This is a genomic window from Billgrantia bachuensis, assembly GCF_011742165.1.
In the GTDB taxonomy this organism is placed as follows: Bacteria; Pseudomonadota; Gammaproteobacteria; order Pseudomonadales; family Halomonadaceae; genus Halomonas; species Halomonas bachuensis.
The window spans coordinates 203310-225518 of record NZ_JAAQTO010000004.1 but is presented as its reverse complement, the minus strand read 5'-3'; the positions used below and the strand labels follow the sequence as shown (position 1 = coordinate 225518).

At 63.4% G+C, this 22209-nt stretch carries 20 protein-coding genes and 1 pseudogene; 13 read left to right on the top strand and 8 right to left on the bottom strand.

Annotation, left to right across the window (positions count from 1 at the left end; all coding sequences use genetic code 11):
• From HBJ55_RS22220 to HBJ55_RS02320, 6 genes and pseudogenes are all read left to right on the top strand, one after another.
• A pseudogene (locus HBJ55_RS22220) lies at positions 1-201 on the top strand (flagellar biosynthetic protein FlhB); the annotation flags it as partial.
• The gene (gene flhA / locus HBJ55_RS02340) at positions 198-2279 is read left to right on the top strand and encodes a flagellar biosynthesis protein FlhA (RefSeq protein WP_167110632.1); all 2082 of its coding nucleotides are present in this window, start codon (positions 198-200) and stop codon (positions 2277-2279) included. The pseudogene HBJ55_RS22220 and the gene flhA, both read left to right, overlap by 4 nt.
• Positions 2280-2282: 3 nt before the next feature.
• Positions 2283-4502 (top strand): flagellar biosynthesis GTPase FlhF, encoded by a 2220-nt coding sequence (gene flhF / locus HBJ55_RS02335; RefSeq protein ID WP_240935947.1) that lies wholly within the window; start codon positions 2283-2285, stop codon positions 4500-4502.
• 162 nt (positions 4503-4664) lie between these two features.
• Positions 4665-5093: a hypothetical protein gene (locus tag HBJ55_RS02330; protein ID WP_240935946.1), complete on the top strand. Its 429-nt coding sequence runs from the start codon at positions 4665-4667 to the stop codon at positions 5091-5093.
• Entirely contained in the window at positions 5090-5512 is a 423-nt protein-coding gene (locus HBJ55_RS02325; RefSeq protein WP_167110629.1) for a flagellar protein FlhE, read from the top strand. Before HBJ55_RS02330 ends, HBJ55_RS02325 begins: the two co-directional genes overlap by 4 nt.
• Positions 5513-5568: 56 nt before the next feature.
• Entirely contained in the window at positions 5569-6273 is a 705-nt protein-coding gene (locus tag HBJ55_RS02320; protein WP_167110627.1) for an RNA polymerase sigma factor FliA, read from the top strand.
• On the opposite strand, the gene HBJ55_RS02315 is transcribed toward HBJ55_RS02320, so the two are convergent.
• Complete coding sequence (locus HBJ55_RS02315) at positions 6270-7472, bottom strand: EAL and HDOD domain-containing protein (protein ID WP_167110625.1); 1203 nt, start codon at positions 7470-7472, stop codon at positions 6270-6272. The genes HBJ55_RS02320 and HBJ55_RS02315 overlap by 4 nt on opposite strands.
• 272 nt (positions 7473-7744) lie before the next feature.
• Between HBJ55_RS02315 and HBJ55_RS02310 the strand changes: the two genes are divergently transcribed.
• Together HBJ55_RS02310 and HBJ55_RS02305 are read left to right on the top strand one after the other, a co-directional pair.
• Complete coding sequence (locus tag HBJ55_RS02310; protein WP_167110623.1) at positions 7745-8563, top strand: motility protein A; 819 nt, start codon at positions 7745-7747, stop codon at positions 8561-8563.
• Entirely contained in the window at positions 8556-9245 is a 690-nt protein-coding gene (locus tag HBJ55_RS02305; RefSeq protein ID WP_167110621.1) for an OmpA/MotB family protein, read from the top strand. Before HBJ55_RS02310 ends, HBJ55_RS02305 begins: the two co-directional genes overlap by 8 nt.
• Before the next feature lie 73 nt (positions 9246-9318).
• Here HBJ55_RS02305 and argF read toward each other — a convergent pair whose 3' ends face one another.
• Positions 9319-10239, bottom strand: a complete 921-nt coding sequence (gene argF, locus HBJ55_RS02300) for an ornithine carbamoyltransferase (RefSeq protein ID WP_167110619.1) — start codon at positions 10237-10239, stop codon at positions 9319-9321.
• A 173-nt stretch (positions 10240-10412) separates the two neighbouring features.
• On the opposite strand from argF, the gene HBJ55_RS02295 reads away from it, so the two are divergent.
• Positions 10413-10763 carry a Grx4 family monothiol glutaredoxin gene (locus HBJ55_RS02295; protein ID WP_167110617.1) on the top strand — a complete coding sequence of 117 codons (351 nt, stop codon included), beginning with the start codon at positions 10413-10415 and terminating at the stop codon, positions 10761-10763.
• Positions 10764-10989: 226 nt separating this feature from the next.
• Positions 10990-11634 (top strand): HPF/RaiA family ribosome-associated protein, encoded by a 645-nt coding sequence (locus HBJ55_RS02290; RefSeq protein ID WP_167110615.1) that lies wholly within the window; start codon positions 10990-10992, stop codon positions 11632-11634.
• A gap of 26 nt (positions 11635-11660) precedes the next feature.
• Here the strand turns inward: HBJ55_RS02290 and rnt are convergent, their stop codons facing one another.
• The gene (gene rnt, locus HBJ55_RS02285) at positions 11661-12326 is read right to left on the bottom strand and encodes a ribonuclease T (protein WP_167110613.1); all 666 of its coding nucleotides are present in this window, start codon (positions 12324-12326) and stop codon (positions 11661-11663) included.
• A gap of 195 nt (positions 12327-12521) precedes the next feature.
• Here rnt and HBJ55_RS02280 point away from each other — a divergent pair, with 195 nt between their 5' ends.
• The 3 genes from HBJ55_RS02280 (at position 12522) to HBJ55_RS02270 (ending at position 15375) form a co-directional block, all read left to right on the top strand.
• Positions 12522-13742, top strand: coding sequence for an argininosuccinate synthase (locus HBJ55_RS02280; protein ID WP_167110611.1), 1221 nt, complete (start codon positions 12522-12524; stop codon positions 13740-13742).
• 72 nt (positions 13743-13814) lie between these two features.
• On the top strand, positions 13815-14114 hold the full coding sequence (locus tag HBJ55_RS02275; protein WP_167110609.1) for an HlyU family transcriptional regulator: 300 nt from the start codon (positions 13815-13817) through the stop codon (positions 14112-14114).
• A 130-nt stretch (positions 14115-14244) separates the two neighbouring features.
• Positions 14245-15375, top strand: coding sequence for a DUF294 nucleotidyltransferase-like domain-containing protein (locus HBJ55_RS02270; protein ID WP_167110607.1), 1131 nt, complete (start codon positions 14245-14247; stop codon positions 15373-15375).
• Between the two features lie 62 nt (positions 15376-15437).
• On the opposite strand, the gene HBJ55_RS02265 is transcribed toward HBJ55_RS02270, so the two are convergent.
• The 5 genes from HBJ55_RS02265 to HBJ55_RS02245 form a co-directional block, all read right to left on the bottom strand.
• On the bottom strand, positions 15438-16661 hold the full coding sequence (locus HBJ55_RS02265) for an EAL and HDOD domain-containing protein (protein ID WP_167110605.1): 1224 nt from the start codon (positions 16659-16661) through the stop codon (positions 15438-15440).
• A 106-nt stretch (positions 16662-16767) separates the two neighbouring features.
• Positions 16768-19497: a sensor histidine kinase gene (locus HBJ55_RS02260; RefSeq protein WP_167110603.1), complete on the bottom strand. Its 2730-nt coding sequence runs from the start codon at positions 19495-19497 to the stop codon at positions 16768-16770.
• A 4-nt stretch (positions 19498-19501) separates the two neighbouring features.
• Positions 19502-19702 (bottom strand): Asp23/Gls24 family envelope stress response protein, encoded by a 201-nt coding sequence (locus tag HBJ55_RS02255; protein WP_167110600.1) that lies wholly within the window; start codon positions 19700-19702, stop codon positions 19502-19504.
• Positions 19699-21762 carry a 3'-5' exonuclease gene (locus HBJ55_RS02250; protein ID WP_167110598.1) on the bottom strand — a complete coding sequence of 688 codons (2064 nt, stop codon included), beginning with the start codon at positions 21760-21762 and terminating at the stop codon, positions 19699-19701. The genes HBJ55_RS02255 and HBJ55_RS02250 overlap by 4 nt, the downstream gene beginning before the upstream one ends.
• A complete protein-coding gene (locus tag HBJ55_RS02245) occupies positions 21762-22133 on the bottom strand; it encodes a response regulator transcription factor (protein ID WP_167110596.1) in 372 nt (123 codons plus the stop codon). Before HBJ55_RS02245 ends, HBJ55_RS02250 begins: the two co-directional genes overlap by 1 nt.
• Positions 22134-22209: the final 76 nt, after the last annotated feature.

The following is a 22209-nucleotide window of genomic DNA, read 5'->3' as shown; positions in this document are numbered from 1 at the left end:
ATCCCGATGGACCTGTATACCGCAGTCGCGGAAGTCCTGGCCTGGGCCTTCCGCCTCAAGCACGTATCACGAGAGGGGGGAGAGGTGCCGCCTACACCTGAGAATTTGCCCATACCGGAAAACCTGGAAGTGCCAGCCGCCGACGTGGTCGCTGGTGTTGCTGACCAGGATGCCGCTGGGCCCGGCGGAGCGCGTCGATGAAGTCACTCAGTCATATCATCGGGCGTCGCGACTGGATGGGCGACGTACGCATGAAGCTGCTGGCCGGCCCGATCCTGATCATCATGATCCTTGGCATGATGATCGTGCCGCTGCCGCCGTTCGCGCTCGACCTGCTGTTCACCTTCAACATCGCGCTGGCCGTCATGGTGCTCCTGGTCAGCATGTTTACCCAGAAACCGCTCGATTTCGCTGCGTTTCCGGCGGTGCTGCTGTTCACCACGCTGCTGCGCCTGTCGCTCAACGTGGCCTCTACCCGTGTCATCCTGATGGAAGGGCATCAGGGCGGCGATGCGGCCGGCAAGGTAATCGAGGCGTTCGGTGAGTTCCTCATCGGCGGCAACTTTGCCGTAGGCCTGGTGGTGTTCCTGATCCTGGTCATCATCAACTTCATGGTCATCACCAAGGGCGCGGGGCGCATCGCCGAGGTGGGTGCGCGCTTCATGCTCGATGCCATGCCGGGCAAGCAGATGGCCATCGATGCCGACCTCAATGCCGGTCTGATCGGGGAGGAGGACGCTCGCCAGCGTCGTTCCGAGGTCGCCCAGGAGGCCGATTTCTACGGCTCCATGGATGGTGCCAGCAAGTTCGTGCGTGGCGATGCCATGGCCGGCCTGGTGATCATGGTGGTCAATGTCATTGGCGGGCTGATGATCGGCATGCTGCAGCACGGCATGGGCTTCGGTGACGCCGCCCACACCTATGTCCTGATGACCATCGGCGACGGCCTGGTGGCGCAGATCCCGGCCTTGGTCATCTCGACCGCCGCCGGCGTAACCGTTTCTCGCGTCAATACCGAGCAGGACGTTGGCCAGCAGATGATCAGCCAACTGTTCGTCAATCCCCAGGTCATGGTGCTGGCGGCCCTGGTCATGGGGCTGCTGGGCCTGGTGCCGGGGATGCCCAACATGGTGTTCCTGCTGTTCACCGGCATTCTGGCCGGCCTGGCCTGGATGCTCACCCGCCAGAAGGAGCAGCTGCAGATAGCGCAGGAGCTCAATACCGAGCCGCCGCCTCAACCGGAAGCGCCGGAGGCCAGTTGGGAAGACGTCCAACTAGTGGATACCCTGGGCCTCGAGGTCGGACATCGCCTGATACCGCTGGTCGATCAGCGCCAGGACGGTGAGCTGCTGGGTCGTATCAAGAGCGTGCGCAAGAAATTCGCCCAGGAGGTCGGCTTCCTGCCTGCCGTGGTGCATATCCGTGACAATCTGGAACTCGGCGCCAATACCTATGTAATCACCCTGAAGGGCGCCGAGATCGGCCGCGCCGAGGCCTTCTCTGGCCAGTGGCTCGCCATCGACCCGGGCCAGGTTACCGGTCAGCTTCAGGGCACGCCGACTACCGACCCTGCCTTCGGCCTGCCGGCTGTCTGGATCGACGGCGGTCAGCGCGAACACGCCCAAGTCTACGGTTACACCGTTGTCGATGCCGGTACCGTGATCGCAACGCACCTCAACCACTTGTTGCATCGCCACGCGGCCGAAATGCTGGGACGCCAGGAGGTCCAGAAGCTGCTCGACAAGCTGGGCGAGGAGCAGAAGTCGTTGGTCGAGGATGTGGTACCCAAGGCGATCAGCTTGACCGTGCTGCAGCGCATCCTGCAAAACCTGCTCGACGAGGACGTCTCCATTCGCGACATGCGCACCATTCTGGATACCCTGGCGGAATACGCACCTCAGCAGCAGGATACCAGCGAGCTGACGGCGCTGGTACGGATCATGCTGGGGCGTGCGATTACCCAGCAGTGGTTCCCCGGACGCGATACGCTGAACGTGATCGGCCTGGATGCCCAGCTCGAACAGGTCCTGATGCAGGCCATGAACGGCAACGGGGCGCTCGAGCCCGGGCTGGCCGAGACCTTGATGAGCCAGACCGAACAAGCCGTTGAGCGCCATGAGGCGAGCGGCGAGCCAGCAGTACTGGTCGTGCAGCATAGCCTGCGCCCGCTGCTGGCTCGTTTTCTGCGTCGGCGCATGCGCCACCTGGTGGTCATGTCGCAGGCGGAAATACCCGATGATCGGACACTGCGCATCGTGACGCTGGTGGGAGGTCGATAACCGATGAGTGTCATGCGTTTCGTAGGTGCCAACAGTCGTGAAGCCATGCGCCAGGTCCGTGCGGCTCTGGGCGACGAGGCCCTGATCCTGGCCAACCGACACACTGAGCAGGGTGTCGAGATCCTGGCCATGGCCGAGTCGGCGGCGACCGATGGCAATGCCGATATCGGCTCTCCGCCGCGGCCAGGTGAACCGAGTTCGCCGCCAGCGGCGGTGCCCGCCACGCCGGCAAGCCCCGACCCTGCCCAGGCTTTCGAAGCCATGAGCGCAAGGCTGCTCGAGGAGATGCGCGATATGCGCGCACTGCTCTCGCGTGAGCGTAGCCAGTCGCAATCGACCGGGACGCTGGGCGAGCAGCTCGTGCTGACGATGCTGGAGGCCGGCTTCGGCCAGGCGTTGGCCGAAGAGGTGGTATCGGCCCTGCCCGAAGAGTTGGCGCTGACGACAGCCATGGATGAGCGCGCCTTGGCGTGGCTGGCGCGCCAGCTGGCCAGGCGGTTGAGCGGCCTGGACGACGAGGCCGCCTTCATGGATCGTACCGGCATCGTAGCGCTGATCGGGCCCACCGGAGTAGGCAAGACCACCACCACGGCCAAGCTGGCGGCACGCTACGTCATGCGCCACGGCACTCGCCCGGTGGCGTTGGTGACGACCGACAGCTTCCGTATCGGGGCCCATGAACAGCTGCGCATCTACTCGCGCCTGCTCGACGTGCCGATGTATGCGCTCAACGCCGATCAGCCGGTATCGGATTTGCTGGGCCGCATGAAGGGCAAGTCCTGGATCATCATCGACACGGTCGGCATGAGCCAGCGCGATCACCGCGTAATCGAGCAGGTCAGCCATCTGCACGGCGGGGATTCACCGGTGCGCCTGGTGCTGCTGCTCAATGCCGCCAGCCAACCCGAGACCCTTGAGGAGGTGGTGGTGCGCTATCGCCAGGCGGCCCAGGCGGCCGGCGGTGAGCTGCACGATTGCATCATCACCAAGCAGGATGAGGCGGGGCGGCTGGCGCCGGTACTCGACATCGTCATGCGACACGGGTTGCGTTTGCTGTTCGTTTCGCATGGTCAGCGTGTGCCGGAGGACATGGCGCTCGCCGAACCCGATGCCTTGATCGAGCGGGCCCTTGCCGATCGTGCACCGTTGGCAAGCCCGGCTGCACGGCAGGCGGCGGAGCCGGCCGCACGCAGTCCCGGCAATCTAATGGGGCAGGGGCGCCGCCTGGCCGCTGTGCTGCAGGCGTTGCGCCAGCGCCTGCCTGGCTTCGAGCACCTCGAAGAGGTGTGGAATCTGCTGGGGCTGCCGTCATCCATCCAGCAGCAGCGTCTCGAACAGCTGCTGGCAGACTACCCTCGTGCCGGCCAGGCGCTGGGCATGATCTGGAGCGACCGCCGCCGTGTCCCGGGCGAGAACTGGTCGATGCCTGACGTGGCGCTCAGCCCCGAGGGCACCTGGTTGGCGCTGCCGCTGTTGCAGCATCGCCAGGTGGCGGGCCAGCAGGCACGCCTGGAGGCCGCACGGGAGCTATACGACATCGATGTGCATCTGTTGAACGGCTTGCCCGATGGCGAGTCGGGAGAATGGCTGGAACGCCAGCAATCGAGCTGGTGCAGCCAGGTACGTGGCAGCCAGCGTATCGAGTACGCCGGTGAGCGCCGTACCCTGGCATCACTCGTTGACGTGGGCGAAGCCGTTGGCGAAGTGCGCTGTCGCTTCCGCGGCGCGCCAGGCCGGCTCGATCTTTCCACGCTACCCATCAGCGTAACCCTCAAGGGCAGCCGGCGCGATCAGCAGTGCCTGGTCGCGCGAGCCTGGCTCGGTGAGGTTCGCGACGAGGAGAGTGGCAAGGTTCTCAGCAAGCGCTACTGGATTACCCCGGCGCGGCTGGGTCGCGAGCCCCAGCCGCTACTGCTTACGCTGCTGCAGGGTGATGTGCTGCCGCAGCTTGCACGCCGCGCCTGGCAGCGCCTGGACCCGGCTGAGCTGGGAGAGCTGCGTGCCGACCAGCGCCTGTTGATGGCCAGTGGCCTGGCGACAGTGGCGGCCCACCTGGACCTTGCCGAGGACGAGGCGGCGATGGATCTGCGAGCGGAGCTGCTGGGGCTCGCCAGTGGGCGTCGGCGGCGTCGCGACGTTGCGCTGCTCGAGTCGTTGGTACAACTTTTCCTGGTGCGCGATGCCATTCGCCACCTGGGTCTCGGTGAAAGGGAGACAGGCTAGATGGGATGGGACCAGGCCGCAGGACTGCGCCAGTGGGCGAACGGTGAGTCGCCGGATTGTCCGACACATGTGGCCGAGATGCTTGTCGAGCTGGCTGCTCCCGGAGGCGATAGGGTGGAAAGGCCCCGGACCGCCCCCCGGACGCCGGCCAGGCCAGCGCAGATGAGTACTGCCGCGACGCCACCGCGTACGGCAGGTAACGCTCAGCAAGTGACGCTGATGGTATTGGGCCTGCCGGGTACCGCAGAACGGCACACCGCCAAGGTGACCGAATTGCTGGAGAGCTGGGCTCGCGAGGGGCGGCGCTGGGTAGGCGACCCGCAGGCCTGGCGTATCGTGGCGTTGCCGGTCAGCAGCCCGCACTTGCCGCTGCTGGTCACACAGCAATCGCACTGGGCGCTGTGGGTGGATGACGATCTGGAAGCATTTCGCCGCGGCTATCGCATGCTCAAGCAGATCGCCGAGCAGGGTGGCCCGAGACGGTTGCTTGCCGTGCATCCGCCGGGAGTGGGAAAGCAAGGTCTATTGGCCAATCTGCAGTATGTGGCGGACGCTTATTTCGGTATCGAGCTGCTGGTATTGGCGAGATGATACGTCGAGCGAGTGCTTGGCTTGCGGGTATCGTCCTCTGTGGCTGGTGGGTGGGTACCGCTCACGCTGCTGGCAGTTGGGTCGCCAGCGCCCCCTCGCTGACGGTGGTCATGGCCGATAGGCCGCTGTCATCCGCAGCCTTGCTGCCGCCCTCGCCCGAGCTGGCGCGTGGTCAAGTGATGGGGCGGGTCGGTTGGCAGTATCAACCGCCGGCCGGCAGCGAGGTGAATGCCTGGCTATGCCATCCGGGAGACTGCGTACGATTGCCGGGGCCGCGCGGCCAGACCGACGTCATGGAGGGCCTGCCGGCCGATACGCCACTGTATTTCCAGTTTTCACTGCAGGATCGCCGGCAACGTGCCGCGACCCTGCAAGGGCTGCAGGTGATCGTCAATCATGAGCACCTGCAACGTCCCTGACCCGTCGAGCCGTTCGATCGAAGCTCGCGGGAATTGTCAGCCGTGAGAGCAAGCGCATGTACACAGCACGAGGCAAGATTGAACAGGCAGAACTGCTGGATGAGTACCTGCCGCTGGTGAGGCGTCAGGCGTTGTCCATGCAGGTTCGGCTACCGGCGAGCATCGAACTCGATGACCTGATCCAGGCCGGCACGGTGGGGCTGCTCGAAGCCATGGGGCGCTTCGACTCGACCCAGGGAGCCAGTTTCGCCACTTTTGCCAGCCAGCGTATCCGCGGTGCCATGCTCGACGAGTTGCGCAGTCGGGATTGGCTGCCGCGCAGCGTCAGGCGCAACGCGCGGGCGGTCGACGAGGCAGTGCGGCGCCTGGAGCAGACGCTGGGCAGGGCGGCCGAGGAGACCGAGATCGCCGCCGAACTCGACATGGGGCTGGAGGAGTATCGGCAGCTGCTCAACGACACCAACAGCGGCCATCTGTTGCCCTTCGAGGCGCTGATGGCCGAGGGGGTCGAACCCGGGATCGAGGACGCCTCGATCGATACTGCCTATCGCCAGCTCATCGACGAAGAGAAGCGTCGGCAACTGGCCGAGGGCATCGAGGCGCTTCCCGAGCGCGAAAAACTGTTGATGGCGCTGTACTATCAGGAAGAGCTCAACCTCAAGGAGATCGGCGTCGTGCTCGGTGTGACCGAGTCGCGGGTCTGTCAGTTGCACAGTCAAGCGGTGAGCCGGCTCCGGGTGCGGCTCACCGCCCAGGATTAAAGGTTGTCCATCAGTGTCTTGGTGCTTGCCAGGGCATTCATGTAGCAGTTGTGGAGGCGGTCGGCCGGCACGTCGTCGATGGCTTCCTCGACCTGACGCTCATGGTTCTCACACAGGGTCAGTACGGCGCCCAGGGGCCCTGCCTGGTGCTTGAGGGCGTCAATGATCGGCTGCCCCAATGGCAGGTGTTCGAGAAGGGATTGGCGGTCCTCCTCCAGCAGGGCGTCCATCATCGAGAACAGGCCGGTGGTGAAGGCATCTTCGGGGTCGAGAGAAGGAAAGGGAGCCGCCAGGTTGCGGCACATGAAGGCACGGATCAGCGCCATGCGCAGCACGATGCGCGACGAGGGTTGCAAGCTGGACAGAGTCAGCGTCAGGATCAGCCGGCGAAGCTCGATGAGCCCCAGCAGCTGTACGGCACGATGCAGATCGACTTCCTTGCCGCCGCGATGGAAATAGCTCGAGTTGGCCCGGCGCAGAATGGCTACATGCAGGTGGGGTACCTGTACCACCAGCTCATGGAGCCGGTTGAGATCGTTGTTGTCTTCGTACAGCGCGCGAATCAGGCGGATCTGGGCGGCACGGTTTCCATGGCGCCCCCGCGGAGCCGATGCGATGAAACTGGGCTTGGCGAGATACTGCCCGTGGTAATAGTCGCAACCCATCGCCTGGTAGCGCTCCAGTTCCTCCCGACTGTCGAGATTCTCGACCAGCAGCTTGACGTTGCTTGCGGGGAGCCGTTCCAGTGTCTCGTCGTCGAGATCCTGAGGCGAGGTGAGCACGATGATGTCGCAGCGACCGAGCATCGCCTCCGGGTCCTGCTTCAGCAGGCGGGTCGATACGATGACCCGGTAGCCGCGCTCGCGAATGTCGTCCAGGCGTACGAGCAGCTCGGCATCGACCGTGTGCACTTCGGCAACTCCCAGCGCCAGGCGCGGTGCCGGCGTAGGCAGCAGCTCGGGGCGGTCGAGCCACTCCAGTGGCAGGTCGACGAACAGGGTCCTGTCACCCAGTAGGCCGCCATCTCCGAGTTCGTAGACGGCGCTGGCCAGTGCCCTGGCCGTGGCGGCCATGACCTCCTCGGTTTCGGTGTCGGTATGCCGGGTGTAGACCAGGCGATCCGCCACATGGTGATGGCTGGCATCGTGAATCGGATGAAGAGCGACGGTGAAAGGATCGTGGTCCCTTTGCTCAGGCATGCTGCTTGGCTCCGTGCTGAGTGCGGTGCACTCGGAATATTCTCAAGTTTCAGGCTGACATGATCGTGATCGAACCGTTTCTCTCAATTGCCCGCTGCCGACGAGGATCTCATGGCTAACGTATCGGCCGTAACCGAGGAAACTTTAGCGCAATACGGAAAGGTTGATCTGGGTCATCCTGATCCAGGCTTTTTCCAGCCATGGCTAAAGTGTCACCCGTCACAGCCGATATTTTTCTTTAGACTCGATGCGCTTTATTTTCAGGAGCTTGCATGAATCCATCTACCATAATCGGCATGTTTGCCAGCATCGTTCTGCTGGTCAGCGTGTTGTTCTTCACCGCCGAGTCGCCGCAGAGCTTCATCAACCTGCCGGGCCTTGCCATCGTGCTGGCTGGAACCATGGCGGCCACCTTCATCAGTTACCCGCTCAAGGAGGTCTTGCGTGTGGTGCGTCTGGTGGGCTTGGTGTTTCGTCGGGAAAACACTTATATGCGTGACGATATCAAGGAGTTAGTGGATATCTCGCGGCTATGGTTCAAGGGCGACGTACGCGCCGTCGAGGCGGCGCTGGAAAAGGCCCGCAATCCATTCCTGCGTACCGGCATCCAACTGGTCATCGCCAATACCAAGGCGGAGGAAATTTTCGACCTGCTGCGCTGGCGCATCGCCAGGCTCAAGGCACGCGAGCACGCCGAGGCACAGATCTTCCGCACCATGGCCACCTATGCCCCGGCCTTCGGCATGATCGGTACCCTGGTCGGACTGGTCAACATGCTCGAAGTCATGGAGTCGGGCGACCTGCATGTCATCGGCCCACGCATGGCGGTGGCGCTATTGACCACTTTCTACGGCATTCTGCTGGCCAACCTGGTGTTCAAGCCCATTGCCGTGAAGCTCGAACGACGTACCGAAGAGCGGCTCATCGCAATGAACATGGTGCTCGAGGGTATCTCGTTGATTACCAAGCGCCGTCTGCCGTCCTTCATCGAAGAAACCCTCAACTCCTTCGTCGCCAACTATCACGACGAGATTCGCGATCCGGAAGTGACCAAGCGCGACGCCTCCGATGGAGAAGCGCAAAATGCTTGATCGCAGCACGCGAGACGTGTTGCATCCCCCCATTATTGACGGTGGGGAGGGGGAAGGCTGGCTGGTAAGTTATCTGGACGTGCTGACACTGCTCATCACGCTGTTCGTCCTGCTGCTCTCGCTGGCCGGCAACGGGGCCGCCATCAAGGGAAGCCGGCATGGCGGTGAAACGAGCGCCCTGGTCACTCCGCAAGCACAAGCTGCGGCGCGCATGGTGGCAGGCACAGGGCTCGAGCCTCGCCATGACGGATTGCAGCCGCGCTTCCCCGGGCTCGACATCGAAGGTGTGAGCGTGACCGAGGGACAGCAGGGCATTACCCTGCGCATCGACGATAACCTATTGTTCGACAGCGGCCAGGCCATACTCACCGGGCAGGGCCGTGAAGTATTGAGCCGCTTGCGCGAAGTGCTTGCGTCATTCGAGGGCGATATCTCGGTGGAGGGGCACACCGACAGCATTCCCATCGCTACCGCCCGTTTCCCGTCCAACTGGGAGCTTTCGTCCGGACGTGCCATCGCCGTGTTGCGCTACCTGTCGGAGCTAGGCCTGTCGGCCGAGCGCTTGCGTGCGGTGGGCTACGCCGAGACGCGTCCATTGAGTAGCAACGAAACCTCCGAAGGGCGCGCCGCCAACCGCCGCGTCGAGCTTCTCCTGCATCAGGAAGCGGCGAGCAACGGCTAGTTCACGACCGAGCTGTGCGGTCTGTGGATAGGAGGCCGATTGGCATCGCCGGGAATTCTCCCGACGATGCAAGTCAGTGGTCGACCCGTCCCAGCAGCAGAAATTCGATCAGTGCCTTCTGGGCATGCAGGCGGTTGCCGGCTTCCTGCCAAACCACCGCCCGCGGGTCGTCCAGCAGGGTCTCGCTGATCTCCTCGCCGCGATGGGCAGGCAGGCAGTGCAGGAACAGTACGTCGGGCCTGGCGCTATCCAGCATGGCCTCATTGACCTGGAAGCCGGCGAAATCCGCCTCACGCTTGGCCTGCTCTTCCTCCTGGCCCATCGAGGCCCAGACATCGGTAGTGACCAGATCGGCTCCGATCGTGGCCTCGGCGGGATCGTGCAGCAGGGTGACTCGGTCGCCGGCGGCCTCGAGGATATCCTGGCGCGGTTCGTAACCCTCGGGGCAGCAGACGCGCAGCTTGAAGTCGAACTGACGCGCGGCATTGATCCATGAATGGCACATATTGTTGCCATCGCCAATCCATACCGCCGTGCGCCCGCGCACGCTACCGCGTAGCTCGGTCCAGGTCATCACGTCGGCCAGCAGCTGGCAGGGGTGATAGTCGTCTGAGAGCGCATTGATCACCGGCACCGAGCTGGCGGCGGCGTATGTCTCCAAGCCGGCATGGCAGAAGGTGCGAATCATCACGATGTCGACCATCTCAGCCAGCACCCTTGCGGTATCCTCGATCGGCTCACCGCGGCCGAGCTGGGTGTCGCGCGGCGAGAGGAACAGCGCATGGCCGCCGAAGTGGGCCATGGCGGTCTCGAAAGAGACCCGGGTGCGCGTGGAGGATTTCTCGAAGATCATCGCCAGCGTGCGGTTGGTGAACGGGGCATAGGTCGGGCCCTGGGCGCGCAGGCGGTTCTTGATCGTAATGGCGCGCTGGATGAGGTAGTGCGATTCTTCGGGGCTCAGGTCCAGCAGGGTCAGGAAATGGCGTGTCGCCATGGCGATCTCTCCGCGCGAAAAAACCACCATCCTAGCCAGCCTGCGGGGGATGCGCAATTCGCTCGTCATCAGTAGAATGGGGACATGAGCAAAAGGCTGAGTGTGACGCTCGGGTATTTTCTTCCCGGCGTCTCCGACAGTCCAGGCACTCAATGATCCAACAGGGAGCACCTATGAGCACCACCATCGAGAACATCCAGCGTCAGATCAGCGAAAACCCCATCCTGATCTACATGAAGGGCACCCCCCAACTGCCGCAGTGCGGCTTTTCCGCCCAGACCGTGCAGGCCCTGATGTCCTGTGGCGAGCGCTTCGCCTTCGTCAACGTGCTGGATAATCCGGACATTCGCGCCGAGCTGCCCAAGTATGCCAACTGGCCCACCTTCCCCCAGCTGTGGGTGGAAGGCGAGCTGGTGGGTGGCTGCGACATCGTCGGCGAGATGCACCAGAGCGGCGAGCTGGAAAAGCTGGTGAAAGAGGCGGCGGCACGTGCCAAGGCCAACGAGGAGGGCGGTGACGCCTGATCCGTTTCCCACCGCGTCCTGACAAGGCCCGTGAGCTTCGGCTCGCGGGCCTTGTGCTTTTCGGGCGGCCTATTCCTGAAGTAGCGACAAGACGCCCAGGTTACGGTAGGACAACAAATGCCTGCGCAAGGGCGATTGAAATAGAGTGTGCTGGCTACCACGCTGACAAATGAACGGCCGGAAATGGATTCAGGCAAAAGCTTCAAGGCAGGGAGGTAGTTTCAGCATGCAAACACCCGTGGAAATCACCTACCAGCATGTATCTCGCTCCGAATGGATCGATGAGTACGTCCGGTCGCGTGTGGCCAAGCTCGAGCAATTCAATCGCGACATCGTCTCCTGTCGCGTGGTCATCGAGCAGACCCAGAACCCTCACAGGACGGGCAACCCCTATCGCGCGCTCGTCGAAGTGAACCTGCCGGCCAAGGGCGAGCTCGTCGCCGAAAAAAGCGACAAGGTGGTCGATCCCCAGGTCCAACTGCGTCCGATCATCCGTAATGCCTTCGAGGCGATGGAGAAGCAGCTCAAGAAGCAGACCGCCAAGCGCGATGGCAAGGTCAAGCACCATAACGACGAGCCGATCCCGCCGGTAGCTACCGTGGTGCGGCTATTCGAGAAGGATGGCTATGGCTTCATCAAGAGCCTGAGCGGCGAGGAGTTCTATTTTCACCGAAATTCGGTGCTGCATGACGACTTCGAGCGGCTGACCGTGGGTACCCGGGTACGCTTCGAACCCGACGAAGGCGAGAAGGGACTGCACGCCAGCACGGTGCAGGTCATCGACAAGCCGGGGGTAGGCGGTGCGGCCGATGGCGAGGACGATCTCGACATGCCCGCCGGCTGGGAGCAGGACACCGGCACCCGCCACTGAGCATGTCCCACCAGGGCCTTGGGGAGTTACAGTTCGTCGAGGCCCTGCTCGCGCTGGGCCAGAGCCCAGCCGCCCAGATCCTTGTAGCGGTTGACGATGGCGCAGAACAACTCCGCGGTCCGCTCGGTGTCGTAGCGCGCCGAGTGGGCCTCCTGATTATCGAACGGTATGCCCGCTGCGCGGCAAGCGCGGGCAAGTACCGTCTGGCCATAAACGAGACCAGCCAGACTGGCGGTGTCGAAGCTCGAGAAGGGGTGGAAGGGGTTGCGCTTGATGCCGCAGCGAGTCACCGCGGCATTGAGGAACCCATGATCGAAGGCGGCATTGTGGCCCACCAGCACGGCGCGGGTGCAGCCATAGGACTTGATCGCTTTGCGCACCGGGCGAAAGATCTCCCCCAGTGCCTCGGCCTCGGAAAGTGCGACACGCTGACGTAGCGGATCATCGAGCTTGATACCGGTGAAATCCAGTGCCGACTGCTCGACGTTGGCTCCCGAGAAGGGCTGTACATGATAGGCGTAGGTCGCGTCCGGCATCAGGTTGCCTTCCGAATCCATGGTCAGCGTCACCGCGGCGATTTCGAGAATGGCGTCGCGCTCCGCGTTGAATCCTCCAGTCTCCAGGTCCACCACCACCGGCAGGAAACTGCGAAACCGCTGCGCCATCATCTCGCGAGTGATCGCCTCGCTCATTCACCTCTCCTCATCACGTGCCTCGTCGTTGTCGGGGACGGCTTCTTGCCGGCGCGCAACTGTTGCGGCCGGGCCGACTCTCATGGGCGAAAAGTCTAACAGCTTGGCCGCGATACGTCCCGCCGCCGGTATTCGCCGGGCGGCAGCCACGCTATACTGAACGACTTGTGACGTTTACCTGAGAGGAGCCCCCGAATGTCCGATGTCAAGAAGGTCGTGCTTGCCTACTCCGGCGGCCTGGACACGTCCGTCATCGTCAAGTGGTTGCAGGAGACCTACAACTGCGAGGTAGTGACCTTTACCGCCGACATCGGTCAGGGCGAGGAAGTGGAGCCGGCGCGTACCAAGGCGCAAGCCCTGGGCGTCAAGGAAATCTACATCGAAGACCTGCGCGAGGAGTTCGTGCGCGACTACGTCTACCCGATGTTCCGCGCCAACACCATCTACGAGGGTGAGTATCTGCTGGGCACCTCCATCGCCCGCCCGCTGATCGCCAAGCGCCTGATCGAGATCGCCAACGAGACCGGTGCCGACGCCATCTCTCACGGCGCCACCGGCAAGGGGAACGACCAGGTACGCTTCGAGATGGGCGCCTATGCGCTCAAGCCCGGCGTCAAGGTGATCGCGCCGTGGCGTGAATGGGACCTGACCTCGCGCGAGAAACTGATGGCCTACTGCGAGCAGCACGATATTCCCGTCGACTTCTCCAAGAGCAAGAAGAAGTCGCCGTACTCGATGGATGCCAACCTGCTGCACATCTCTTATGAAGGCGGCATCCTCGAGGACCCATGGGCCGAGGCCGAGGAGGACATGTGGCGCTGGAGTGTGTCGCCCGAGTCTGCGCCGGATGCCCCCACCTACGTCGAGCTGACCTTTGAACGCGGCGACATCGTCGCCATCGACGGCAAGGCCATGAAGCCCCATGTAGTGCTCGAGACTCTCAACAAGATGGGCGGCGACAACGGCATCGGTCGTCTCGACATCGTCGAGAATCGCTACGTCGGCATGAAGTCCCGCGGCTGCTACGAGACTCCTGGTGGCACCATCATGCTGCGTGCCCATCGCGCCATCGAGTCGATTACCCTGGACCGCGAAGAGGCTCACCTGAAAGACGAGTTGATGCCCAAGTACGCCAAGGTGATCTACAACGGCTACTGGTGGAGCCCTGAGCGACGCATGCTGCAGGCAGCCATCGATGAGACCCAGAAGAACGTCTCCGGCGTGGTGCGCATGAAGCTCTACAAGGGCAGTGCCACCGTAGTGGGCCGCAAGTCCGAGCAGTCGCTGTTCGACGAGTCGATTGCCACTTTCGAAGACGATGCCGGCGCCTACAATCAGAAGGATGCCGAGGGCTTCATCAAGCTCAATGCCCTGCGTCTGCGTATAGCGGCTGGTAAGGGCCGCCAGCAGAGCTGATTGCCTGACGATTCGAACCGAGAGCGCCGGCCCTTGGCCGGCGCTCTCGTTTGAAAGTACGAGGGGAGAACAATGCTGAAGAAACTGTTGGGTGGACTGTTCGGTGGCGGTGACACCAAGCCGGGCAATGCCAAGGCTGCCGAGCCGGTGGAGTACAACGGCTACCAGATCGTTTCGGAGCCGGCCGAGCAGGGCGGCCAGTACCGCGTCAGCGGTTGGATTCGCAAGTCGGGTGCCGACGGGGAAATACTGGAACACCGCTTCGAGCGCTCTGACCTGGTGCCGGGCCGAGAGGCCTGCGATCAGTTGATGGTGAGCAAGGCGCAGCGCTACATCGACCAGGCCGGTGACGATATGTTCAAGCCGCGCTGAGGTCGCAGGCATCCCGGGGCTCCTCTGAGACATTGACCGTCCTGGCCTGGCAGGCGTAATCCCTTGGCCCAAGTGCCCCATGACGTCTCTCTCGTTACACTCGCTTGACGTGGATGCGATGGGAGACGTTATGCGAGTGCTGCATCGGGCTTCACCCTGGCGCGAACTCTTCGCCGGCGACGACCTGCCGGAGCTGGCCACCTTGCTGGAGCCACTACGCGAAGCGTTGGAGGAGCTGGGACCGAGCCCCGACCTGCCCACCGCCCACGCCTGGCAGTTGCAGCTGGTCGAGGCCCTGCAGCGACTCGATCTGTCGGCCTGGCGCATCAGCCAACTGATCAGTGACCATAACGGCCAACTTTACCGTCGTGCGATTCAGCTCTCCCTCGACGAGATGCTGGGGCTCGGCTGGGGCGAACCGCCCGTAGCATTCTGCGTGTTGACGCTTGGCTCCATCGGGCGGCACGAAAGCCTGCTGGGACCGGATCAGGACAACGCCATGATCGTGGCCGACTACCCGGACGCTCGCCATACCGAGATCGACGGTTTCTTCCAGGCACTTGGCGAGCGCTTCACCACGCGACTCGACGAGGCTGGCATTCCGTTGTGCAACGGTCATGTGATGGCGCGCTGGCCAATGTGGCGCAAGCGACTCTCGGAGTGGCGCGAACAGCTTTCGTTATGGGCTGGGGATCGCCGGGTGAAGCGCGTCCAGCAGAGCAATATCCTGCTCGATTTTCATCCGGTATACGGCGATACCGACCTGGCCGAAGCTCTCGCCGAGCAGGTCGCACGGCTCATGCCCCATTCCGGTCTGTTCCTCGACGAAATGGCGAACCTGCTCGACGAAGTACCCGTGGCGCTTGACCGCTTCGGCCGACTCGCCGGAGACGGCGAGTCGGCGCCGCATGAAAACGCTCTCAACCTCAAGCGCCAGGGTTTGCTGCCGCTGGTCAATGCGGTGCGCCTGCTGTCGCTGCGTCATGGTGTAAGCGTATCCGACACGCGTCTCAGGCTGTCGGCACTGGTGTTGAAGGAGGCGCTCACGGCGCGCCAGGCCAGGGCGGGAATTGCAGCAATGGAGCGCCTGCAGGAGCGGCTGCTCGTGGCACAGTTGGCGAGCCTGAAGGCGGGAGGCGCAGCCGATGGCTGGATCGACTTGGCCAAGCTCGAGGACGACCAGCGCCTGCTGCTGCGCCACGACATGCAGTTCATTCGTAGCCTGGTCAGGCTGGCGCAGGGAAGCGCCAGCGGCAGGTAGGGATGGGTGTCGTCAGGTAAGCGAAGGGCGGTTGATGCCTGTCAGACGTTGGCGGCAGATTCTCACTCGAGTGTCGAAGTTAGGGTCAAAAGCTCGAAAGCGGCGTGATGGGCCTGATGATAGAGACTTAGTAGATGGGAGTCTTCACCGCGAAGTTCCCACTGGCACATGGCGTAGCGACGTTCGGTACCTTCTATACGCTGCAGGATACTGCCGTAAGCGCCCTCTCGGAAAAGCAGGGCGTCGGAGGTTGCCGTGTCGAGCTCCAGGCAACTGAGGAATTCTTCACCGGGTACGCCCAGCAGCAGTTCGGCGGTCGATAGTAGCCCGATGAAATAGGCATCCTCAGCACTCAATTGGGCTTGCTGCGCAAGCAGTTCGCAGGCCTTGGCGCGCGTCAAAGCCAATTCGGCATGCTCGGATGATGCATTGCCCAGCAACCCGAAGAGGGCCACCCAACTGGATAGACGCTGAAAACCCAGACGAGCCACGACGTCCTGTATCGAACTGATGGTGGTATGAGATCGATAAAAGGCGTTGTTGGAAATTCGTGTCAGCTTGATGGCAAGTTCCGGGTCGGACTGTATGAGAGCAATGATTTCACTGCTGTCTGGCTCGGGCTGACAAAGTGCTCTGAGGAGTTGAGTTGCCTGCAGGGTAGAGGGAGGAATTTTCTTGCCATAGACAAGGACTGGCTTGGCATAGAAATAGCCTTGGAAAAGCTCGAATCCACTATCCTGGTAGGCGTCACGTTCTTCTCGTGTCTCGACTCGCTCGGCAATCCACTGTATGTCCAGGTGCTCGAGTCTTGTGCGGTGTTTCTTTGCTTCCTCGGGAGACAGCAACGTTGTATCGATCTTGATGAAGGAAGCCAAAGGAAGCAGAGGAGCCCACTCCGGGTCAAAGGAAAAGTCGTCCAATGCGAAGCGAAAGCCTTGGCGATGGAGACGACGCACGGTTTCAACCATTTCGGTCGTAGGTGTTATCCGCTCGACCAGTTCGATGACCACGTGTTCGGGAGGGACCGGCAGGAAGTGGGGGGAAAGCAGCAGATCGGTAGAGACGTTGATGAAGGCGGGTGCCTTGTAGAATCCGGCTCTTTGCGATATGGCCGTACATAGCTGGTAAACCACTTCCGCCGTTGCGATATCCTCGCCAACGTCGAATGCGCTAAGGCCTTGATCGCTGCGGTAAAGCAGCTCGACTCCCCGCACATTGCCTGCAATATCGAAGATTGGCTGTGAGGCCAACAAGAGATTATCCGCACCATCCGATCCCTGTGACATGGCATGACTCTCGGTGTGTTCGTTCCTCCTCCCGTTATCGGCAGAGGCCAAGAGTTCTTTAACCTATGTTATATAAGCATCATATTCGCGGTTGAAATGAGTCGTCTCATGGGGCGCTCGGCAATTCCATGACCAGGCAGGCACCTTGCAGAGTCGGGGCGTCGCCGACCCATAGCCGCCCACCCAGGTGGGCCACGATGCCGCGGCTGATCGGCAGTCCCAGGCCGCTGCCACGCGGGCGTCCGCGGGCCTTTCCGCTGTTGGCGCCGTAGCGCTTGATCTGGTGGAACTTCTCGAACACTCGTTCACGCTCGTCGGGGGCTATGCCCAGGCCGTTGTCCTCGACGCTCAACCTGAAGCTGTGCTTGTGCCGGGCCAGGTGGAGGCGTACGCGCGGGTCGTCGTCGGCGGCGAACTTGCCGGCATTGTCGAGCAGGTTGATGATCACCTGTTCCAGGCGATCGGGGTCGCCGATCACAGGCGCCTCGTCGAGTTCCAGGTCGACCTCGAGCTTAACACCGCGATCCTCCTGCAGCCGGTGCACGGCATCCACACTGTGGCGCACCAGCGCCGCCAGGTCGAGCCGCTGAGGGGAGAGCGTCAGCCGTCCGCTTTCCAGCCGCGCCAGGTCCAGTATCTCTTCTATCAGGCGTGAAAGCCGTTGGCTCTCCAGTACCACGACCTCGAGGAAGTGGATGCGCTTCTCCTCCGGTAGGTCCCTGCCGTCGCGCAGGATCTCGGCGAAGGCGCGGATCGAGGTGAGCGGCGTCCTCAACTCGTGGCTGACCATGGCGACGAATTCGTCCTTGAGACGGTCGAGTTCGCGCAGGCGCTCGTTGGCCGCGCGCAGCTCCTCACCGATTCGCGACAGCTCGTTGGATTTCTGCTCCAGGCGACGATTGTACTCCAGCGTCTGCGAGGTGGTATCGAGAATGCTGAGGATCGACTCCAGGTCCAGCGCCTCGCCGCGTACCACCGAGTTGATCAGAACCCTGGCCGAAGCGCTGCCCAGGGCGCCCGATAGGGCCTGTTCGGCGCGGGCGATCAGTGCCGGCGGGGCGGGAGTCTCGTCGGCCTGGCTGTCCTGCGGGTTGGCCAGTATCCGTGCCGTGGCGGCGGCGCCCAGGTAGCGGCTGAGCAGGCTCTTGAGCTCGCCGCGGGTAGTCTGGCCGCGCCATAGCGAGGTGTGTTCGAGCCCCGGGTTCATGGCCTCGGTGAACAGTGCCGCCTGGGTCTGCTCCACCGGGCTCTGGCGGGTGAACAGCGACACGCCGACCAGCAACCCGACGTTGGCCAGCAGGCTCCACAGCAGGGCGTGGCTATAGATGTCAAAGCCTTCCAGGCCGAACAGGGCATAGGGGCGTAGCCATTCGAGGCCAAATGGCCCTTGGGCCAGGAAGGTGGCATCGAGCCAACCCGACTGGGCGAAGCCCGGTAGCAGCAGGGTGTAGATCCAAGTGATGAAGCCGGCCATCAGGCCCAGAGTTGCGCCGGCCCGGGTTGCGCCGCGCCAGTACATGCCGATCAGCATGGCGGGGGCGAACTGAGCGGCGCCGACGAACGACACCAGGCCGATGGTCACCAGGCTGTAGGAGTCTCCGATCAGGGCGTGATAGAGATAGCCCAGCAACAGGATCAGTACGATCGCCACCCGGCGAATGCCCAGCAGCCAGCCGGCCAGTTCCCCCTGGGAGTTCAGATGGAGCCGCTTGGAGCGCAGCAGTAGCGGCATGATCAGCTGGTTGCTGACCATGGTGGAGAGCGCGATGGTCTCGACGATCACCATGCTGGTGGCCGCCGAAAGCCCGCCGATGAAGACCAGCAGGGGAATGCCGTCGATGCCCGCCGAGAGCGGCAGGGTCAGCACGAAGCTGTCGGGGTCGCTGTTGCCCATCGGCAGCAGCAAGCCGGCCATGGCGATGGGGATCACGAACAGATTGATCGCCACCAGGTAGAGTGGGAACAGCCAGCTGGCACGCTTGAGATGGCGCTCATCGACGTTTTCCACCACCAGCACCTGGAACTGGCGCGGCAGGGTGAGGAAGGCCAGGAAAGCCAGCACCAGGGTGCCGACCCAACCAATGGCCCCGCCGGGAACCGCATCGAGGCTCAGGGCGCCGGTCAGCTCGGGTGTGTCGGCAACCTGGCGAAACAGATCGCCGGGCCCGTTGAACAGCATGAACGTCACGCAGACGCCGACGGTGAGGAACGCCACCAACTTGACCAGCGACTCGAAGGCGATGGCCGCCACCATGCCCTCGTGGCGCTCGCTGGCATCCAGATGCCGGGTGCCGAACAGAATGATGAATACGGCGAGCACCAGCGCCACCCAGAACGACTTATCGGCCCAGAAGCTCTCCTCGACGAGGCGGAATTCGGCGGCTTCGGGGTAGTTGACCAGCACCGCATGGCTGAGGGTGATCGCCTTGAGCTGGAGGGCGATATAAGGGGTGATGCCGATCAGCGCGATCAGTGCCACCAGCGCACCGAGGCTGGAGCTCTTGCCGTAGCGGGCACTGATGAAGTCGGCAATGGAGGTGATGCGCTGCGTGCTGGCGATCCGCACCATCTTGCGGATCAGCAGCGGTGCCATCAGCATGGCCAGCGTCGGCCCCAGATAGATCAGCAGGAAGCTGGGGCCGAATTCCGCTGCCCGTCCCACGCTGCCGTAGAAGGTCCAGGCAGTGCAGTAGACGGCGATCGAAAGCGCATAGACGGTGGGTGAGCCGATCACCGAGCGGCCCTGCTCGGCGCGCCGGTCGCCCCAGGCGGCGATCACGAACAGCAGCGCCAGGTAGCCGAAGGCGACCGTCAGCACTACCGGCTCGGTTCTCATCGTGTCAGCTTTCCTCCTGCCGATGCTCCATCAGCCAGGCGGCCAGGGCGATGACCACCAGCCAGGCCACGAACAGGTAGAGCGGCAGCCATGAAGGCCCGGTGGGCGAAGGGCGATCGAAGATCAATACCAGCGGTGGCGAGAAGAGCAGGGCGGCCAGGCCGATCAATGCAACCAGCCGGGCATGGGGGCCGGAGTTGCTCATGTACAGGCGTCCTCCCGGTCGAAGGCGGTGGCCTGCAGGGCCAGTACCTGCTCCAGGGTTTCGATGCCGCGGGCTTCGAGTCGTGGAAGCAGTGCCAGCCACAGCTCGGCCGTCACCCGTGCATCGCCAAGTGCCGTATGCCGGGTACCCGGAGGGAAGCTCAAGTCGTAGCGTTCGGCGAGTGTGTCCAGGTCATGCCCGTCCAGGCTCTCGTCGAGGGCTCGGGAGAGCAGCAGCGTATCGAGCACCGGCATTTCCAGCGACGTGCCGCTACCGGTGGGCTGCAGGGCCAGCAGGTCGAAAGCGGCATTGTGGGCCAGAATCACGGCGTCGCCGATATAGTCGCGGAAGCGCGGCAGGATCACCGGCAACGGCGGGGCGCCGGCAACATCGGCGTCGGCAATGCCGTGAATCGCGGTACTGGCGGGAGGGATCGGCTTGCCGGGGTCGACCCGTGTATCGAAGACATCATCGGCCAGCAACCGGGCGTTGACGATACGGCAGGCGCCGATGCTGATCACGCTATCGCCCCGGCGCAGCTCGAGCCCGGTGGTTTCGGTATCGAAGGCCACGATCTCCAGTGCTCGCAGCGGACAGCGGGCCAGCTCGGCATCGGGTGGTGGCAAATCGGCGATGCCGAAATCATGAAACTCGGGGCGCGGCGGCAACTGACTGGGCGGCGCACCGACGCGATCCACGGCGGGCAGCGGCAGGCGCAGCCGGGCGTGCTCACCATCGCTGTCCGCCAGGCTCCAGGCATCGCTGGCGTGCTGGCGCAGCAAGTCGCCGATCCGTGGCGAGAGTGGCAGCGCCTCGAGTCGTTGTTCACACCATGCCGCCAGTTCCCGCTGCGGCCACGGTTTGCCGGGCCAGACCAGGTCGAGGTAGACGCGGCGGTTGCCGAGCAGAATCTCGCCTTCGAAATTCGTGGTGCCGGCATGCTTGCTCAGCCGCTGCAGCAGCGCCACGAGCATGACCAGTAGCGCCGGGGCATCGCCCTTGAACCAGGCGGGCATGCCGATGGGCAAAACCTCGATGGGAGTGTCATCGAGTCGTTCATTGAGCGACTGCCACAGGTCGTTGGACCACAGCGGCACCAGCCGCTCGCCCTGCTGCTGCATGTCCTCGATCAGGCGGCCGAGTTTCTCGATTTCGTCGCCCAGGGCGCGGCTCTCCTCGTCGATCACCGCCTCCAGGCGCCGGCGCAGCGTATCGTCGATGTGCCTGGCGAGGCGTACGCTGCCCAGCGCCTCGGCGGCACTGGCCAGGCTGGCACCATGTCGGCGCAGCGGCGCCATGTGCTCAGCCAGGCCGGCGCGTGCGCCCATCTCGCTGGTCCAGGCGGCAGTGGCGTCGGTCAGGGTCAACAGCGTCTCGCCGTTGCTCTGCGGTACCCGGCGCATCACCATGTGCAGCCAGCGCTCATCGCAGGGTATCAGCAGCTCGCGCGGTGAGCCGTCTCTCGGCAGCTGTCCCAGCGCATCCTGCAGGCTGGCTATCGGCAGCAAGACATCGAGGCGCTTGCCGAGCCCGAGCCCGGGGTGCCTCCCGAGCAGCGTCTCGGCGGCCTGGTTGAACAGCAATAGCCGGCGATGGTGATCGCACAGCAGCAGTGGCGTATCGAGCACTTGCAGCAGCGTCTCGAGCTCCTGACGAATGCGCGCCGCGCTGCGAGCGCCTTCGGCGTGGGCCGTGGCCAGGCGTTGACGATCGCTGCGCCAGGCTTCTCGCACACGCAGCAGGTCAGGGCCCAGGCCGCGCAGCCAGCCTTCGGGAGGGTAGTCCTCGCGGGCATCCGGGTTGGCTACCAGGCGTGCCAATTGAACCTGAAGGTGGCGTAGCGGAGTGAACAACATGCGTTCGAGCAGTAGCCCGACCAGGAAGATGGTGCCGCCACCGGAGAAGCAGCCGAGCCACAGCACGAGGCGAGCGAAGCCCTGGGGTTGGAACAGACTATCGAGCCAGGCGGCAAAAATGGCGCCACCCAGCAGGCTGATGCCGCTGAGCAATAGCCACAGGCCGATCAGGCGCTGGCGCTTGGGCAGCTTGCCCCCTTTCATCAGGTGCCCTCGGCCAGCAGGTCTTTGACCTTCGCGACCAGTGCCTGGGTCGAGAAGGGCTTGGTCACGTAATCATCGGCGCCGAGCGCCAGTCCCTTTTCCCGCTCTACCTCGCGTCCATGGGCCGTGAGCATGATGATGGGCAGCCTGGCGTGGCGTTCATCCTGGCGTAGCTGCTCAAGCACGTCGAAGCCGCTGATGCCGGGCAGGCTGATATCAAGCAGGATCAGGTCGGGGGGAGACTGTTCGACCTTGGCCAGGGCGCCTTCGCCATCCTCGGCCGTATCCACGTCGAAACCGGCCTGCTGCATCAGGAACTCCAGCGACAGGACGATGTTGGGCTCATCGTCCACCACCAGCACCTTGGCCATGCATGACTCCTTGAAGGGTATTTATCTCTTGTTGATCATCAGTCTAGTGCGCGCGGCTGGTGCAGCAAAGACGACC